The sequence below is a fragment of the Curvibacter gracilis ATCC BAA-807 genome, assembly GCF_000518645.1.
GTDB lineage: Bacteria > Pseudomonadota > Gammaproteobacteria > Burkholderiales > Burkholderiaceae_C > Curvibacter > Curvibacter gracilis.
In genome coordinates, this window is the sequence record NZ_JADZ01000006.1 from 92,045 (window position 1) to 108,756 (window position 16,712).

The following is a 16,712-nucleotide window of genomic DNA, read 5'->3' on the forward strand; positions in this document are numbered from 1 at the left end:
GATGCAGTTGCTCAGCGTGAACACCGGCCGCGCGCGCCCCCTGCAGATCCAGGGCCGCCGCATCCTGAGCGCCATCGGCAAAAGCCCCGCCGATGGTGCGGTACCCGTGGCCCGGCTGGGCCTGGCCGGCGACGAACAGGCCGACCTCAGCGTGCATGGGGGGCTCTCGAAAGCCGTCTATGCCTGGCCCGCCGAACACTACCCCTGGTGGCAGCAGCAGCGCCGCGAGGCCGGTGTCAGCCTGTTTGATGAAGCGCTGCCCCCAGGGTTTGCGGGCGAGAACCTGACCCTGACGGGCCTGCTGGAAGCCGAGGTATGGGTCGGCGACGAACTGCACTTTCCGGACTGCGTGCTGCGCGTCACCGCCCCACGCGAGCCCTGCTTCAAGTTCAACGCCGTGATGGGCTTTGCCCAGGCCGCCCGCCTGATGGCGCAAAGCGGCCGCTGCGGCTTCTACCTCTCGGTGGTGCAGGAAGGCACGATCACCGCCGGCCAACGCTTCGAGCTGCACCCCGGCCAGCGCGGCCTGGGGATTGTGGAAGCCCTGGCCGCCAAATGGGCCAAGCATCGGAACTGAGCGCGGCCACCCGTCAGAAGCGCGGCTCTGCGTCGCCAGTACGCCAGACTGGCCAGCGCAGCATCACGCTGTCGAACAAGGGGCTGGCCAGCCATTGGGCCAGCCACTGCTGAAGACCGGGCAAGGGCGCCTGGGCCCACCAGGCGGCGTCCACCTGGGCGAACTGGCGCACAAAGGGCATCAGGGCCGCATCCAGCAGGCCGGGCTGGGGGCCCAGCAGCTGCGGGCCGCCCTGCGCCTGCCACAGGGCCTCCAGGGGCAGCAGGTGTTGCACCAGCGCCTGCTCGCGCCAGTGGCTGGCCGGGTGCTCCGGGTGGCGCTCGGGGTATTTGTAGCGGTCCAGCCAGGCCTTGAACCCGCCATCGTTGGCGGCCAGCCAATGGCGGGTCAGCTCGTCGTCGCGGCTGCCCTCGGGGGGCAGCCAGCCCAGGGGGTCCTGCTGCGCCAGCGCCCAGCGCATGATGTCCAGGCTCTGCTCGATCACCTCGCCCGTGGGCAGCACCAGCACCGGGACCGTGCCCTTGGGACTCACCGCCAACAGCTCGGCCGGCTTGTCGCGCAGCAGCACCTCACGCAGGGCCACCCTCACACCCGCCGCTTTCAGCGCCAGCCGGGCGCGCATGGCGTAAGGGCAACGGCGAAACGAATACAGGGTGGGCAGAGTGGTCATGGCGCCAGCGGGCAGAGGAGTTCAAGCCGCTCGATTTTGCCGTGCCCAAAAAAGCGGCCCGGCACGCAGGAGCGCACCGGGCCAACCAAGGACTGACTGCAAGAAAAAGAGAAGAGGCGACTCCGAAGAATGCCGCTACCGCGGGGCTTCAGCGTGCCTTCAGGAACTCGGCCACGTCGAGCAGCACCAGCTCGTTGTCATCGGCCTGGTTGGGTTCGCGGCTGCTGCTGAAGGGCAGGTTGTTGTCGTTGCCCACCACGATGTGGGTGGCATCCACCACGTCCACGTTCTCGATGGTGAAGAAGGGGAAGGTCAGCACGCCCTTGTTCAGCGGCTTGCGCGCCAGGTGGGCCGGGTCGGCGATGTTGAGCAGATCGATGTAGCCGATCTTGCGCACCGGGCCGCCCACGTTGGCCTCGCTCAATTCGATCTTGTAGACGCGCTTGAACTTGGCCAGGTCATGGAAGCAATCCGGGCGCTGCTGGCCCTCGGGGCAGGCCTTGTCGGCCGTGCCTTCACCGTTGTCGCGCTCGATGATCATGCCGGTGCTGTCGTCGATCATGTTGAAGTCGCCGATGGCGTGGTGACCGGCTTCCAGCACGTATTTCCAGTGGCGACCGGTCCACTGCTCGGTCTTCACATCGAACTCGAGCACGCGCAGGTAAGGCTTGCCATCGAGCGACTCGTAGGCCTTGGCCTCGGGGTTCCACAGGGCACCTTCGAGCAAGGCGTAGAGCTTGCTGCCGTCCTTGGACGAGGCCATGCCCTCGAAGCCCTTGGAGCGACGCACCTGGAAATCCACCGTGCCGCCCGGGGCGGCCGGCGTGCTCAGGGCCGGGTGGTCGGGCGAGCGCACCACCTTGCCGTCCACCAGGGTGTCGAACACGGCCAGCACCTTGCCCTTCATGTCGGCCTTGATCAGGAAGGGGCCCAGTTCGTCGCCGATCCAGATCGAGCCACCGGCGAACTGGAAGCTCTCGGTGTCGAAATCGGAGCCCGTCAGGTAGCGCTCGGGCGTGCCTTCATGGACGATGCGAAAAGGCACCTTCTTGTCGGGGTCGTGCAGGAAGACCGTGTCCAGGCGCTTGAAGTGGCCGCTCTTGAAGTCCACCGCATAGTGGTTCAGGTACAGCATGAAGTCGGGCGAGTTGGCTTTGGCGCCGGCACCGTTGTCGGTGATGATCCAGAACGTGCCGTCGGCCATGTGCTTGATGCCCGAATGGCCCTGCAGCGGCTGGCCCTTGAAGGGCAGTGACACGCCGGTGGGGCGGCCGAACGACAGGCCGGGCACCGAGGCAAGCTTCTCGACGCGCACGCCGGTGGTGTACTTGCCGCTGCTCTGCAGGTCTTGCGGGGCGTTCTTGGGGGCTGGCACAAAGCTCTGGGCCGGCAGCACGGCGTGGCCTGCCAGGCGGGCCTCGAAGGCCTGGGGCGCAGCGGTGTTGGACTGGGCGGCCACGGGCAGGGCCCAGAGGCAGGCCGTCACGGCCAGGATGGAAGCGGCAACAGAATTGAGAGCGCGGGACATCGGAGAAATCATCACAACAGAAGACAAGCCCCGAATGTCGGGCCCGGCCATGACGCGCTGATGACAGGGATTTCCCGCGAAGGCTTGTGGCAAATGGTTACAACTTTGGAATGTTGGGTAGGATGGATCGGTGCAACTCCTCTCCGCCTCCGAAAGCTACCTGCTGGGCCGCCGTTTCCGGCGCCTGCTGCGCTGGGCCGGGCTGGCGGTGGGCCTGGGCCTGATCGGGCTGGGCCTGTGGTCGATCACACAGGACTACCACAGCAGCCGCCGCCTGGCCCACGACAACAGCCAGCAACTGACTGACAACCTGCGCCAGCTGAGCGAAATGACGCTGGAGCAGACCGCCCTCAGCCTGAGCAGCCTGGGCAGCGAGCTGGTACCCGCCAGCGGCGCGCACACCGAGCCCGATGCACGCGCGCTCCAGACCCTGCTGGAGGGCGCGATCCGATTCGACAGCGTGTCGCAGCTGCTGTTCGTGCGCCGTGGCGAGCAGCTGGTGGCGGCGGACCGGCATCAAAGCCTGTCGCCCGAGGCCCTGCAGCGCCTGCGCCAGTTGCCGCCCCCCGAGGTGGCCGGCCCGCTGCAATTGCTCAGCCCGATCCGATTGAACGACCAACAGGGCGAACTGCTGCCGATGCTGATGCGCCTGAGCGGCCCGGAGTCGGGCCAGGAGTGGCTGCTGGGCGCCCTGATCCCGCTGGCGGCGCTGCACCCGCCCGCCCCACCGCAGGACAGCGATGCGCAGGCCCCGCTCAGCCGGCTCGAGCAGGCGGTCTACCTGCTCGATGGCCAGGTGCTGATGCACACCGGTGAGCCCACGCCGGGCACCGGGCGCCTGGCCCCAGAATCCGAGCTGCTGGCCCGCCTGGCCAGCGAGCAGCCCGGCGGCGAATTCAAGACCTCGAGCGGCTACGAGACTGAGCTCTGGGGCACCTTCAGGCGCTCCGGACGCTACCCGCTGCTGGTGGCCAGCCTGCAAGCCGAAGCCCAGATGCTGGCCCCGTGGCGGCAACGCAGCGCCACCAAGGGGGTGATGCTGGCCCTGGCGCTGCTGGCCCTGGGCCTGGGCACCCGCACCCTGCAGCACATGCTGCAGGTGCTGGCCACCAGCGAGTCGGTGTACCGGCGCCTGTTCGAGGATGTGGCCGATGGCGTGCTGGTGCTCGACCCCACAGGCCGTGTGCTGGCACTGAACCCGGCGGCCCTGCGCCTGACCGGGCGCAACCAGGGCGAGGAGGTGGTGGGACACGCCCTGTCGGAGTTCTTTCCCCACCCCATCGACCCGGCCACCGGCCAGCTCAGTGCCCTGCCGCGCCAGCGCATGCAGCGGGCGCTGGCCGGTGAGCAGCTGCGCTTCGAGTACAGCTTTGACGCCCCGCTGACGCAGCAGCGCGTGGACTGCGAGATGCGCCTGTCGTCCTTCACCCTCGACGGCGCGCCCCAGCTGTTGTGCCTGGTGCGCGACCTGAGTGAAGAACGTCGCTTCAACCGCCAGCAGGACTACCTGGCCAACCACGACCCGCTGACCGGCCTGCCCAACCGGCACAGCCTGCTGCGCCAACTCGATGAGCGCATCGAGCGCCAGCCCGGCCATCGCTTCGAGCTGGTGTTCGTGAACCTGGCGCGCTTCAAGGAGATCAACGAGGCCTTTGGTCACCGTGCCGCCGACATGGTGCTGGAGATCACGGCGCGACGCCTGGAGCGCCAGCTGCTCACCCATGGCTGGAGCCTGGCACGGGCCGGCGGCACCGACTTCGTGGCGGTGCCGCCGCCCCCCGGCGGCCCTGCGCCCGGCCTGTCGACCAAGGACGTGTGCGAGCTGATGGTGCAGGCCAGCCGCGAGCCCATCACGCTGGGCGACACCGCGGTGGAGCTGCACCTGAAACTGGGCAGTGCCGAGTACCCCGCCGATGCGCCCGATGCCGGTCAGTTGCTGCGCTGTGCCGACGTGGCGGCGGCCCGGGCGCGCACGGTGGTGGGCTCGCAGGTGCGCTACAGCCGCAGCTTCGAGCACGCCCCCGGGCACGATCTGAAAATGCGCTCCGAACTGTCGGCCGCCCTGCGCGGCGGCCAGTTGCAACTGGCCTGGCAGCCCAAGTTGTGGCTGGAAAGCCGTGAGCTCGAGGGGGTGGAAGCCCTGCTGCGCTGGCACCACCCGCGCCTGGGCTGGATCCCACCGTCCGAGTTCATTCCGCTGGCCGAATCCACCGAGCTGATCTACCCGCTGACCCGCTGGGTGATCAGCGCGGCGCTCGACCAGATGGCCCGCTGGCAGACCCTGGGGCAGCCGCTGAAGGTGGCCGTCAACATCAGCGCCAACAACCTGCAGGACCCCGACTTCACCGACCACATCAAGGGCTTGCTGGCACAGAAAAACGTGCCGGCCCAGTGGCTGGAGCTGGAGGTCACCGAGTCGGCCCTGGCCGTCAACCCCGACCTGGTGCTGCGCCGCCTGCAGGAGCTGCGGGCCGCCGGCATGCCCCTGGCGCTGGATGATTTCGGCACCGGCTTCTCCAGCCTGTCGTATGTGAGCCAGTTCCCCTTCACCAGCATCAAGATCGACCGCAGCTTTGTGAGCGCCCTGCTGCGCAGCCCGCGCGACCGCCATGTGGCCGAGTCCACCATCGCCCTGGGTCGCAAGCTGGGCCTGCGCACCGTGGCCGAAGGGGTGGAGGACGACAGCACCGCCGCCGCCCTGATGGCGCTGGACTGCGATGTGGGCCAGGGTTATCTGTTTGCCAAGCCCTTGATGGGGCAGGCCTTCGAACACTGGCGCCACACGCACCAGAGCAAGCTGCTGGCCGCACGCCGCCAGGCCGCCGGGCAGCACCGATAGGCCCGTGGCTCAGGGCAAAGATCGCCACAGGTAGGCAGCGCCTTCGCCATAGCCCGCCAGGTGGGCCTGCGAATCTGCAGCGGGCGGGCTCAGCGCAAAGCCCTGGTGCTGCCAGAAGGGCTGCGAACCCTGCACCGCCACCAGCCCCAGGCCGCTCAGGCCCTCGGCACGGGCCAGGGCCAGGGCCGCCGCCACCGCTCGCGGCCCCAGGCCCTGCCCCTTGGCCTGGGGGTGCACGGCCAGGTCGTGCAGGTACAGCGCGGTGGGCCGGGGCGCCGGGTGAAACGGCTGGTGCAGCGGCGCCACCGCCCCCGGCACGCTGCGGTAGGCCAGCAGGTAGGCGCGCATCGCGCCCGACGCATCGAACAGGCCCCACACCGTGTGCGGGGTGATGGCCAGGCGCTGGGCCATGACGGCAGCGGGCTCGACATAGCCGGCCCCGTAGGCCAGCGCCTGCAGCGCCATCAGGGCGGGCAGGTCGGCGGCCTGCAGGCCCCGCAAGGTGGGCTGCTCAGCGCTCATGAGGGGATGCGCCCACGCAGTTGTTGCACGGCCAGCAGCCCGGCATCGTGCCCGCGCGTGAAGGCCTCTTCGAACACCGAGTAGCCCGACCAGTCGCTGTGGGCGTAGCTGACCCGCCCCTGGGCCAGGGCCGCAGGCACGCTGGCGCCGGTGCGGCGTTGGCGCAAGGCGGGCACGGCCTGGGCGGCCGCAGCCAGCGGCAGGCGTGACAGGTGGGCCAGCACCCCGGGCACGGGCACGGCCATGGCGTGGCCGTGGCGGCTCAGCGAGAACTCGCGGGCGCGGCTCAGCAGATCGGGGTGAGGGCCCAGAAACTCGTCCAGCATGGGGCCGCGCCAGTGCGTCCAGGGCTGCTCCAGCAAGGTCTTGCGGGCCGGCTTGCCGGCCCCCAACGCACGGTAGAAGGTGAGCACGGTGGGGCCGGGGCGCGGGTCCAGGCGCTGGTGCGCCGCATTCACATAGCCCAGGCCGCTGGAGCCATAGATCACGTTGTCCCAGGCCGGGGCCGCGCCGGGTCGGTCGGCCAGCGGCTGGTCCAGCAGCAGGTTGCCCACCACCCAGGCCGCATGCTGCCAGCGCAAGGCGGTGGACTGCAGCCAATCGGGCGCGGTCACCACCACCCGGGCGGCCACATGCACCGGCAGGGCCACGATGCAGTGCGCGGCCAGCCAGCGCTCCACGCGCTGCCGGGCCACATCCCACACGTCCACCGCCACGCCCTGGCGCTGGTCTTCGATGCGCAGCACCACCCGGCCCGGGTACAGCGGGCCATGGCGGGCGTCGCCCTGCCAGGGCGCGGCCAGCCGGTCGACCAGCCAGCCATTGCCCTCGGGCCAGGTGAGCACCGGGGTGTCGGCGGCTTCGGCAGCCTCGTCGCTGCCCGGGGCATGGAAGCCATGCCGGCTGGCAAAGTAGTGGATGCCGGCCCAGGCCGAGACCTCGGCCAGGCCGGCGCCGTAGTCGTCGCGGCAGCAGTAGTCCAGGTACCAGCGCAGGCGGGCGTCGTCCAGGCCCTGCTGGGCCAGCCATTGCGCGAAGGTCTGGCTGTCGAGCGCCAGCTGCACCGGGCTCAGGCCCTGGCTGGCCAGCGGAATAGCAAACCGGGCCTGGCGCTGCAGGCCGGCCACCAGGCCGGCGAAGCGCTGGTACTGCGCCCGCGTGGCCGCGCTCAGATCGTGCGCCGGCAGCAGGCCCTCTTGCCAGCCGCCCTCCACGTACAGGCGCTCCTGGGGGCTGTGGCACAGGGCTTGTTCGTCGTACACCCAGCGGCCGGCCTGGCGCTGGCGCAGGCCCAGTTCTTCGAGCAGGGCCTGCACCTCGGGCGCATCGTCGCCGGGCAGGGGCAGGTAGTGCGCCCCGGTGGGGCAGGGCTGGCTGCCCAGCAGGCGGCCACGGCTGTTGCCGCCGGGCTGCTCGTCGAGCTCCAGGATGGCCAGGTCGTCCACCCCGCCCAGGCGCAGCGAACGCGCCGCCGCCAGGCCGGCGATGCCTGCGCCCGCCACCACCACGCCCACCCGGCGCGAGACCGCCGGCGCCGGCCAGCGGCGCGGGTTCTCGCGCAGCAGGTGGCCGCGTTCAAAGGCCGCCCCTTCGAACCCGCCTTGCAGGGCCGGCATGGCTGGCGAGCAGCCGGCCAGGCCCAGGCCAGCGCCCCCCGCCAGGGCCAGCCAGTCTCGGCGGCGCAGTCCGCTCGCCCTCGGATCAGACCGCATCAATGGGCCACCTTGCCCCATTCCTGTTCATAGGTGCGCACCAGGATCTGGTTGGACAGGCGGTTCACCCCGGTGGGCACGGCCGCCATGTCCTGCGGAAAGTCGAACAGCAGGGGCAGGGTCTGCAGGTTGAGAAAGCGCAGGCCCTCGGGCAGCTTGGCAGGCTGGCGCCAGGGGCGGCGCGAGGCCACCACAAAGCCCCACTCGCCAAAGCTGGGCACGTTGGCGTGGTAAGGCGTGGCGCCCAGGCCGGCGGCCTCGATGGTGTGCACCACGGTCCAGAAGCTCTGGCGCGCCACCAGGGGCGAGGTGGTCTGCACCACCGCATAGCCACTGGCGGACAGGCGCTGGTCCAGCAGGGCGTAGAACGACTGGCTGTAGAGCTTGCCCAGCGCAAAGTTGGTGGGGTCTGGGAAGTCGACCACGATGACATCGAAGGTATCGGCCTCGGTCTGCAGCCACTGGAAGGCGTCGGCATTGACGATGCGCACCCGCGGATCGGACAAGGCCCCGCCATTGAGGCGCTTGAGCGCGGGCTGGGTGCTGAACAGGCGCGTCATCTCGGGGTCGAGTTCGACCAGGGTGACCTGCTGCACGCCGGGGTACTTGAGCACCTCGCGCACGGCCATGCCGTCGCCCCCGCCCAGCACGGCCACCCGGCGCGGGTTGCCCTGTGCCGCCATGACCGGGTGCACCAGGGCCTCGTGGTAGCGGTACTCGTCGCGTTCGGCAAACTGCAGGTTGCCATTGAGGAACAGCCGGTGCCCCTGCGCCCCGCTGGTGACGACGATGCGCTGGTAGGGGCTGGTGGCGGTGTAGGTGACGCGGTCCTGGTAGAAGCGGTCTTCGGCCACGGTGGTGATGGCATCGGCCCCGAACAGGGCGCCCAGCAAGGTCAGCAGCACGCCCGCACAGGCCAGCACATGCACACGCAGGCGGCGCAGCTCATGGCGGAACAGCCACAGCGCCCACACCGCCACGGCGGCATTGAGCAGGCCGAACACCAGCCCGGTGCGCACCAGGCCCAGGTGCGGCACCAGCAGGATGGGGAAGGCCAGCGAGACGGCCAGCGCGCCCAGGTAGTCGAAGGTGAGCACCTGCGAGACCAGCTCCTTGAGCTGCACGTGGCGCTTGAGGATGCGCATGACCAGCGGGATCTCCAGCCCCACCAGCACCCCCACCGCCCCCACCAGCAGGTACAGCACCAGGCGGAAGGCCCCGGGCACAAAGGCACTGCACAGGAACAGCAAGGCCGGCATGCCGCCGCCCAGCAGGGCCACCAGCAGCTCGATGCGCAGGAAGTGCGCCGGCAGTTGGCGTTCGAAATGGCGCGAGGCCCAGGAGCCCAGGCCCATGGCGAACAGGTAGGCCCCGATCACGGTGGAGAACTGCAGCACCGAGTCGCCCAGCAGGTACGAGGCCAGGGTGCCGGCGGCCAGCTCGTAGAGCAGCCCGCAGGCGGCCACCACGAACACGCTGCTCAGCAGGGCCAGCTCGACCGGCCGGGGCGCACCGCGCCCGGTGGCGGGGTCGGGCGCTCGCGCGCCACGCCGCCCGGGCACGCGCCAGGGCACATCGGAGACGACCGCCGCAGGCAGCAAGGGGTCGGAGGAATCAGGTCGCTGGCTCAAAACAATCCACAGTCTTCAAAACAAGGCCGCCGACACATCGGCTGACCAGAAAATAGGGCGCTCCAGGTTCAGCCGTGGATGGCGGCGGCCACGATGAGGCAGATGCCCAGCGACATGGCCGCCACCACCAGGCCCAGGGCCACGTTCTGCTTTTCCACCAGTTCGCGCCACAGATCGTAGGGTGTGAGCTTGTCGATGACGACGAAGCTCAGCCAGAACACCAGCACGCCCACCAGGGCGAACACGATGGAGCCCAGCACGGCGCCGGGGCGCAGCCATTCAAGTCCCATGGAAACCTCCGAAAAAGAGTGGTTGGTTCAGGTTCAGCAAGTCGGTGCCTCATCATCACTTGTGGCTGCCGCCGCTGCCCGAATAACCCCCGTAGGAGCCGCCCGAGCTGCGGTAGCCGCTGCTGTTGCAGTTTTCCACCGCCGGATCGCAGCGGGAGCAGCGGCTGAGCAGCAGCACCAGCACGATCAGGAGCACCGCAATGACCAGGATGGTGCCCCATCCCAGGGCCCGGAAGCTGCCCGCCGGCGCCACGTCGGCCCGGCGCAGCAGGTCTTGCCGGGCTTCGAGCTTGAAGGCCTTGGCCACGGCGGCCGCGTCCAGGCGGCTGCCGCCCGACCAGGTGATCTCGGTGGGGGTGCTTTCCTCGGACAGCAGGCCCTTGGCACTGGCGAAGTCGCGGTTGCTGGTCTTCTGCCCACGCGCCACCGGCCAGTAGAACTCGCCGCAGGCGTAGCTGGTCTCGGCGTCGTAGCGGTATTGCAGCTCGTAACGGGTGCCCAGGTAGGTGGCCGCACGGCCCGCCGCATCGAGCTTGGGCGCCCCGGTGAGCGGGCGCACCAGGCTCCAGCCATCGGTGGCATCGACCAGGAAGCTGAAGCCGCGCTGGCGGTTGTAGAGCAGGTACTCCTCCCAGCCGAACAGCTCGTCGTCGCCGGGTTCGCGGCCCATGCGGTGCTGAAAACCCACCACCTGCCAATCCACCCCTTCGAGCCGGCCCAGGCTGCCCAGCGCGATCAGGGGCGCCACGGGCTCGTCCTGCAGGGCGTGGCGCAGCTCGCCGCCGAGGCCTTGCGAGACATCGATCAGGCTGTTGCAGCTGCGGCAGGTGAGGGTCTTGGTGCTGGCCAGGGTGATCTCGACCGGGGCGCCGCAATGCGGGCAGTTGAACTGGCGCCCGGCTTCGTTCTTGACCGACTCTTGCTTGAGGCCGCTCAGGGCCAGGTCTTCGAGCCGCACCGAGCGGCCCGCCGACAGGGCGGGCGGGGTGCGGCTGTAATCGAGGCTGAGCACCTCGCCGCTGTCGCTGCGCAGCTCCACCAGGCCGAAGGCAAACCCGAGCGGAGGCAGGCGCGGCAGTTCGCCCTGGGCCGAGATCAGGCACACCTGGTCGCTGAAGGCCACGGTGAAGGGCTGGCCGTTGACCGCCGTGCTGGCCCCGGGGCGGAAGGCCGAGGCCGGGGGCATCTCGCGCTGCAGCTCACGCGGGCGCGCCATCACGTAGGCGCCGTTGTCTTCGCTGAGGCAGGCCTGGCTGCCGTCTTCGAACAGCGCGATCCACTCGGCCCACACGCCGGCGGGCGACTTGTATTGCAGCCGGCCGATCAGCACAAAGGGCTTGTTGTCGAAACGGCCGCTGGCCATGAGCTGCAGCGGGCTGTGGTCGTCGAACAGCTCGGCCATGCGGCCGATGCGGCTCAGCACCTCGCCCTGGCGCAGCACCGTGCTCTGGCAGTAGGGGCAGACCGCATGCGTCGATTGGGCGCTGCGAAATTCAACGGGGGCGCCGCAGCCCGGGCAGGGCGCGCGGTAGGAACGCTCTGTCACGAACGGGCGGTGCGGTTCAGACGAGCTTCTTGAGCAGTTCGGCCTTCTTGGCGTCGAACTCTTCAGCGGTCAGGATGCCTTTGGTCTTGAGATCGGCCAGCTTCTCCAGCGTGGCCATGATCTCGTCGGGCTTGAGGCCGCTGGCCGCAGCGGCAGCTGCGGCCGCCCCACCGCCTTGCAGGCCGGCCTGCAGGTTCTGCGCCAGCACCTGGCCCAGCGCCACGCCGGCGCCCAGGCCCATGGCGTCACCGGCCACACCGCCGCCCGCCGCACCTTCGGCCAGGCGCGGGATGGCCTGGGCGGTCTGGTACTGCATGAACTGGCCCATGTCGCGGCCCACCATGCCCATGCCGATCTTCTGGTCGAGCACCTTCTGCAGCTCTTCGGGCAGGGACAGGTTCTGCACCGTGAAGGTCTGCAATTGCAGGCCCAGGCGGGCGAATTCGGGGCCCAGCTGCTGGGTCAGGGCCTCGGCGAAACGCTGCTGGTTGGCGGCCAGGTCGAGGAAGGGGATGCCGCTGGAGGCAATGGCCTGGCTGATGTTCTGCAGCACCAGGCCGCGCAACTGGCCGTCCAGGTCGGCCACGCCGTAGCGCTCGCGGGTGCCGGAGATGCCGGCATGGAAGGCCTTGGGGTCGGCGATGCGGAAGCTGTAGTTGCCGAAGGCGCGCAGGCGCACGGCACCGAACTCGGGGTCGCGCACGGTGACAGGCTGGGGCGTGCCCCATTTCTGGTCGAGCTGTTCGCGGGTGCTGAAGAAGTAGACATCGCTCTTGAAGGGCGACTCGAAGAGCTTGTCCCAGTTCTGCAGGTTGGTCAGCACCGGCAGGGTCTGGGTGCCCAGCCGGTAGGTGCCGGGGCCGAACAGGTCGGCGATGCGCCCTTCGTTGACGAACAGGGCCATCTGCGACTCGCGCACCACCAGGGTGGCGCCGTTCTGGATTTCCATGTCGGCCATGGGATAGCGCCAGGCCAGCGTGCCGTCGCCCTCTTCGGTCCATTGAAGGACGTCGATGAACTGCTTCTTGATGAAATCCATCAGGCCCATGGCCGTCTCCTGCTCGGTTGGGAACGGCTCAGATGATACCTGCGTACCAGCCCGAAAAGAGCCGCCCTGCTCAGGCCTTGACGTCCAGCAACGAGCCCATCATCTGGTCGTGGACCTTGAGGGTCTTGAGGTTGGCCTGGAAGCTGTAGCTCGACGAGATCTGGTCGACCATGTCCTGCTCCAGCTGGCTGCCGGGCTGGGGCATGCGTGACACGCTGGTGGTGGTGCCGCCATTGGGGTCGGCCTGCTGGTCGACCCGCTCGCGCCGGAACCCGTCGGTGTTCTGGTTGGCGATGTTGTTGGCCGCCGCACTTTCGCGCTGCAGCGCGGCCTGCATGCCGGACTGGGCGATCGAGCTGATGCTGGACATGGGCGGGCCTCGGGGTCGGTGAATCGATGAACGGCCAGATTATCCGCCTCAAGGTGCGATTCGCCAAGCCGCAGCCCGCTCCAGCGCAGGCTGCGGCGGGCTCATGCCCTCACTTCTTGGGTCGGATCGCGTCGGCCGTGCCCTGGATGAAGGCCTTGATCTTCTGCACATCATCGAGGCTGAGGCGCTCGCTGAAGTCGGGCATGCCGCGCGCCATGGCCGGTCCCTTGAAGATGAACTTGTCCAAGTGCTCGATCATGGCGGCATCCATGTAGCCCAGGTTGGGGATGTTGCCGCCACGGTCCACGCCCGGCACGCCGTGGCAGAAGACGCAGTTGCTGACATACAGCATGGTGCCGGCCTGCACCAGGGCCGGGTCGTACTTGACGCCCGACACCAGCTCGCCCAGGCGGTAGCCCACAAAGTCGGGCAGGGGCGCCTTGCCGCCCACGGCAAAGGTGTAGACCGTGCCGGGGCCCTGGCGCTCGGTGGCGCGCTGGGCCAGGCCATACACACCGCCCCAGCCCACGGCGATCGACACGTATTGGCGCCCATCCACCTCGTAGGTGATGGGGGCGGCCACCACGCCGGTGCCGGTGGGCGACTCCCAGAGCTTGCCGCCGGTCTTGGCGTTGTAGGCGATCAGGCGCCCGTCGGCCGTGCCCTGGAACACCAGGTTGCCGGCGGTGGTCAGGGTGCCGCCGTTCCAGGGCGAGACCTGTTCCTGGGTCCAGGCGGCTTTCTGGCGCACCGGGTCCCAGGCGATCAGGCGGCCGAAGGGCTTGCTCTTGGGCGGCTCGACGTTGGCGTACATGGCCAGGTTCCAGCCCAGGCCGCCGTGGGGCTCCCCGGGCTGGTTGCCGTTGAACTTCCAGTTCTGGTTGTCCATCAAGTTGATGGGCACGTTCTGCGCCGGCAGGTAGACCAGGCCGGTCTGCGGATTGAAGGACATCGAGTGCCAGTTGTGCGCCCCGAACGGGCCCGGCACGGCGTCATAGGGCTTGTCGGTGGCGCGTGCCTCGGGGTTCTCGATGGGGCGGCCGTTGGCGTCGTAGCCCTTGGCCCAGTTCACGTCGACAAAGTTCTTGGCCGAGATGAAGCGCCCGTTGGTGCGGTCGATGACGAAGAAGAAGCCGTTCTTGGGCGCGTGCAGGATCACCTTGCGCGGGCGGCCGTCGATCTTCAGATCGGCCAGGATCATGGGCTGGGTGGAGGTGTAGTCCCAGTTGTCGCCCGGGGTTTCCTGGTAGTGCCAGACGTACTCGCCGGTGTCGGGGTTGAGGGCCACGATCGAGGCCAGGTACAGGTTGTCGCCACCACCCGGGCTGCGCTTGCTGCGGGCCCAGGGCGAGCCGTTGCCGGTGCCGATGTACATCAGGTTCAGCTCGGGGTCGTAGGTCATGGTGTCCCAGGCGGTGCCGCCGCCGCCCGACTCCCACCACTTGCCGCTGGCGTCCCAGGTCTTGGCGGCACGCGCCATGGCCTCGTTTTCGAAGGGCTTGGACGGGTCGCCGGGCACGGTGAACCAGCGCCAGGCCTGGGCCCCGGTGCCGGCGTCGTAGGCGGTGACGTAGCCGCGCACGCCGTACTCGGCGCCGCCGTTGCCGATCACCACCTTGCCTTTGATGACGCGCGGCGCGCCGGTGATGGTGTAGCTGTGGGTGTGGTCGATCAGGGTGTCCTGCTCCCACACCTTCTGGCCGCTGCGGGCGTTCAGGGCGATCAGGCGGCCGTCATAGGCGGCCACGAAGACCTTGCCCTGGTAGAGGGCCACGCCCCGGTTGACCACGTCGCAGCAGCCCTTGTAGCCCTTGGATTTGTCGACCTGCGGGTCGAAGCTCCAGAGCCGCTTGCCGCTGCGCACATCCACCGCGTGCACCACGCTCCAGGAGGCGGTGACGTACATCACGCCATCGACCACCAGCGGGGTGGATTCCACGCCCCGGGTGGATTCCAGGTTGTACGACCAGACCAGCCCCAGCTGGCCCACGTTGCCGGTGTTGATCTGCCGCAGGCGCGAGAAGCGGGTTTCGGCGTAATCCAGGCCATGGCTGGGCCAGTCGGTCGACTTGGCGGCATTGGCCTGGATGTAGGCCCCGTCAAGCTGATCGACACGGCTGGCAGGCTGGGCCTGGGCTGGCAGGGCCACCAGGGCGGACAGGGCCAGCCCGGCGAGCCCGGTGCCCAGACGGCGCCAGGCCGGTGCCCCGGCGGCGGGGCGGGTGGTGGATTGGATTTGATGCATAGGGTGATGTCTCCTCGGAAAAGGCTGGGGGTGTGACCTTCGGACCAGGCGCTTCTCGCTTCCCGTTCGAGGTTCATGAACCGCGGGAATCTGCGTGCACCTTGGCTGGCGCACGCCGGAGCGCTGGCGGGCCACCCGGATCGGAGCATCTGCTTTTGCCCGGACCGCTTCACCACCGGGATTTCCCTAGGCCGAAACTGTTCCAAGATGGAACATTCCGGCCGCGGGCCGCCAAGGCCGCGGCGGCTGTCTCAATTTGCGAATTTCCGACCTGTCCACACGGTTTCTATGGGCTAACCCTGAGAACGCGCAGCCCCAGGGCTGCCGATACTGCGCTCACCCACCCACAGACCCACCGCTTGATGGAGGCCCCATGCCCCGGCAAGACCCTGGCCGCCCCTGGGCGCGCCCGCTGTTCTTCAACACGCCCAGCCAGCGCGTGGCCCAGGCACGCCAGCAGCTGTTTGAAGAGGGGCAACGCCCCAGCGGTCTGGTGCCCGAGGGGGTGCTGCAATCGTGGCTGCGTTGCCTGCGCCAGGAGCCCCGCACCAGCCGCACGCTGAGCTTCGACCCGGTCACACCCAGCCGCCTGCATGGTGCCCTGGGCCGCAACCGCCCGCTGCTCAGCGCCTCGGGCGACGAGCTGCAGGCGCTGGAACACGCCCTCAGCGGCACCGACTGCCGGGTCATCCTGACTGACAGCGAAGGCGTGATCGTGCATGTCACCCACCACCCGCTGGCCGACCAGCCCCTGCTGGGGGTGGCCGCGCGCCTGGGGGTGAACCTGTCGGAATCCGCCGTGGGCACCACCGCCCCCGGCCTGGTGGCCCACACCGGCCAGGCCTGCAGCGTGATGGGGGCGGAACACTATTACGACTGCCTGCAAAGCTTTCACTGCGCCGCCGCCCCGATCCGCGACATCCACGGGCGCCTGGCCGGGGTGCTGGACCTGACCATCGAAACCCACCCCTTCGGCTTTGACGCCGCCAGCCTGGTGGGCGCCTACGCCACCGCGATCGAGAACCGATTGCTCAAGGCCCAGGCACGAGAGCAGCTGGTGCTGCAGTTCCAGGCCCACCCGGATCTGCTCGACAGCGTGCAACAAGGCCTGGCGGGCCTCGACGACCAGGGCCGGCTGGCCTGGGTCAACCCGGCCGGGCGGCGCCTGCTGGGCCTGGCCCCAGGGGCGTCGCACGAAGACCTCGACACCACGCTGGGCCTGGACCTGGCCGATCTGCTGGCCTTGAGCCACCACGATCAGCCCCAGGCCAGGCGCCTGGGCAACGGCCTGACCGTCTGGCTGCGCGTGCGGCTGCAGGCCGCCGATGGCTTGCGCCACCTGCAGGCCATCGGCGCGCCGGCCGGCCCCCCGGCACCGGCTCCTGAACCGGCCACTGCGCTCACGTCGGACGCCGCAACCGACAACAACCCGCAGGTCACCGAAGCCCGGCCCGCCCTGCACGAACACAGCCGCCAGCACATCGAAGCCGCGTTGGCCCAGGCGGGCGGCAACATCACACGCGCCGCCCGGGCACTGGGTGTGTCCAGAGGGCTGTTGTATCGACGTTTGAAAAGCCGAATCCCGCCATCAGGCCCCGTCTGAGTTCGCAGCGGCCCCAAACCCATTCAGAATGGTGTCAGCTTCAGCCCGCCGTTGGACGTGCGGGCTTTTGCCAAATAGTCAAAACCCATTCACCTTTTTACGCAGATTTACTGACTAGGGTTTCCCCCCAG

Annotated in this window: 13 protein-coding genes; 3 read left to right on the forward strand and 10 right to left on the reverse strand. The window is 69.2% G+C overall.

Going from position 1 to position 16,712, the window contains the following annotated elements:
- Window position 1 precedes the first annotated feature (1 nt).
- Window positions 2-577: an MOSC domain-containing protein gene (locus tag L880_RS0105120; RefSeq protein ID WP_043328595.1), complete on the forward strand. Its 576-nt coding sequence runs from the start codon at window positions 2-4 to the stop codon at window positions 575-577.
- A gap of 13 nt (window positions 578-590) precedes the next feature.
- On the opposite strand, the gene L880_RS0105125 is transcribed toward L880_RS0105120, so the two are convergent.
- Together L880_RS0105125 and L880_RS0105130 are read right to left on the reverse strand one after the other, a co-directional pair.
- Window positions 591-1,247 (reverse strand): glutathione S-transferase, encoded by a 657-nt coding sequence (locus L880_RS0105125; protein WP_027474759.1) that lies wholly within the window; start codon window positions 1,245-1,247, stop codon window positions 591-593.
- 148 nt (window positions 1,248-1,395) lie between these two features.
- Window positions 1,396-2,775, reverse strand: coding sequence for an esterase-like activity of phytase family protein (locus L880_RS0105130; RefSeq protein WP_027474760.1), 1,380 nt, complete (start codon window positions 2,773-2,775; stop codon window positions 1,396-1,398).
- A gap of 130 nt (window positions 2,776-2,905) precedes the next feature.
- Here L880_RS0105130 and L880_RS0105135 point away from each other — a divergent pair, with 130 nt between their 5' ends.
- Window positions 2,906-5,614, forward strand: coding sequence for a bifunctional diguanylate cyclase/phosphodiesterase (locus tag L880_RS0105135; RefSeq protein WP_027474761.1), 2,709 nt, complete (start codon window positions 2,906-2,908; stop codon window positions 5,612-5,614).
- 9 nt (window positions 5,615-5,623) lie between these two features.
- Here the strand turns inward: L880_RS0105135 and L880_RS0105140 are convergent, their stop codons facing one another.
- The 8 genes from L880_RS0105140 to L880_RS0105175 all read right to left on the reverse strand — a co-directional run bounded on the left by L880_RS0105140 (window position 5,624) and on the right by L880_RS0105175 (window position 14,978).
- Window positions 5,624-6,136 carry a GNAT family N-acetyltransferase gene (locus L880_RS0105140; protein ID WP_027474762.1) on the reverse strand — a complete coding sequence of 171 codons (513 nt, stop codon included), beginning with the start codon at window positions 6,134-6,136 and terminating at the stop codon, window positions 5,624-5,626.
- Window positions 6,133-7,848: an NAD(P)-binding protein gene (locus L880_RS0105145; RefSeq protein ID WP_211245278.1), complete on the reverse strand. Its 1,716-nt coding sequence runs from the start codon at window positions 7,846-7,848 to the stop codon at window positions 6,133-6,135. The genes L880_RS0105140 and L880_RS0105145 overlap by 4 nt, the downstream gene beginning before the upstream one ends.
- On the reverse strand, window positions 7,848-9,410 hold the full coding sequence (locus tag L880_RS0105150; protein WP_027474764.1) for a polyamine aminopropyltransferase: 1,563 nt from the start codon (window positions 9,408-9,410) through the stop codon (window positions 7,848-7,850). Before L880_RS0105150 ends, L880_RS0105145 begins: the two co-directional genes overlap by 1 nt.
- Before the next feature lie 137 nt (window positions 9,411-9,547).
- On the reverse strand, window positions 9,548-9,769 hold the full coding sequence (locus tag L880_RS0105155) for a DUF350 domain-containing protein (RefSeq protein WP_019573848.1): 222 nt from the start codon (window positions 9,767-9,769) through the stop codon (window positions 9,548-9,550).
- 55 nt (window positions 9,770-9,824) lie between these two features.
- Entirely contained in the window at window positions 9,825-11,315 is a 1,491-nt protein-coding gene (locus tag L880_RS0105160) for a DUF4178 domain-containing protein (RefSeq protein WP_027474765.1), read from the reverse strand.
- Window positions 11,316-11,331: 16 nt separating this feature from the next.
- The gene (locus L880_RS0105165; RefSeq protein ID WP_027474766.1) at window positions 11,332-12,363 is read right to left on the reverse strand and encodes an SPFH domain-containing protein; all 1,032 of its coding nucleotides are present in this window, start codon (window positions 12,361-12,363) and stop codon (window positions 11,332-11,334) included.
- 70 nt (window positions 12,364-12,433) lie between these two features.
- Window positions 12,434-12,733 carry a flagellar basal body protein gene (locus L880_RS0105170; RefSeq protein ID WP_027474767.1) on the reverse strand — a complete coding sequence of 100 codons (300 nt, stop codon included), beginning with the start codon at window positions 12,731-12,733 and terminating at the stop codon, window positions 12,434-12,436.
- A gap of 109 nt (window positions 12,734-12,842) precedes the next feature.
- Window positions 12,843-14,978, reverse strand: a complete 2,136-nt coding sequence (locus L880_RS0105175; protein ID WP_027474768.1) for a PQQ-dependent dehydrogenase, methanol/ethanol family — start codon at window positions 14,976-14,978, stop codon at window positions 12,843-12,845.
- A 373-nt stretch (window positions 14,979-15,351) separates the two neighbouring features.
- Here L880_RS0105175 and L880_RS0105180 point away from each other — a divergent pair, with 373 nt between their 5' ends.
- Window positions 15,352-16,581 carry a helix-turn-helix domain-containing protein gene (locus L880_RS0105180; RefSeq protein WP_027474769.1) on the forward strand — a complete coding sequence of 410 codons (1,230 nt, stop codon included), beginning with the start codon at window positions 15,352-15,354 and terminating at the stop codon, window positions 16,579-16,581.
- The last annotated feature ends 131 nt before the right edge of the window (window positions 16,582-16,712 follow it).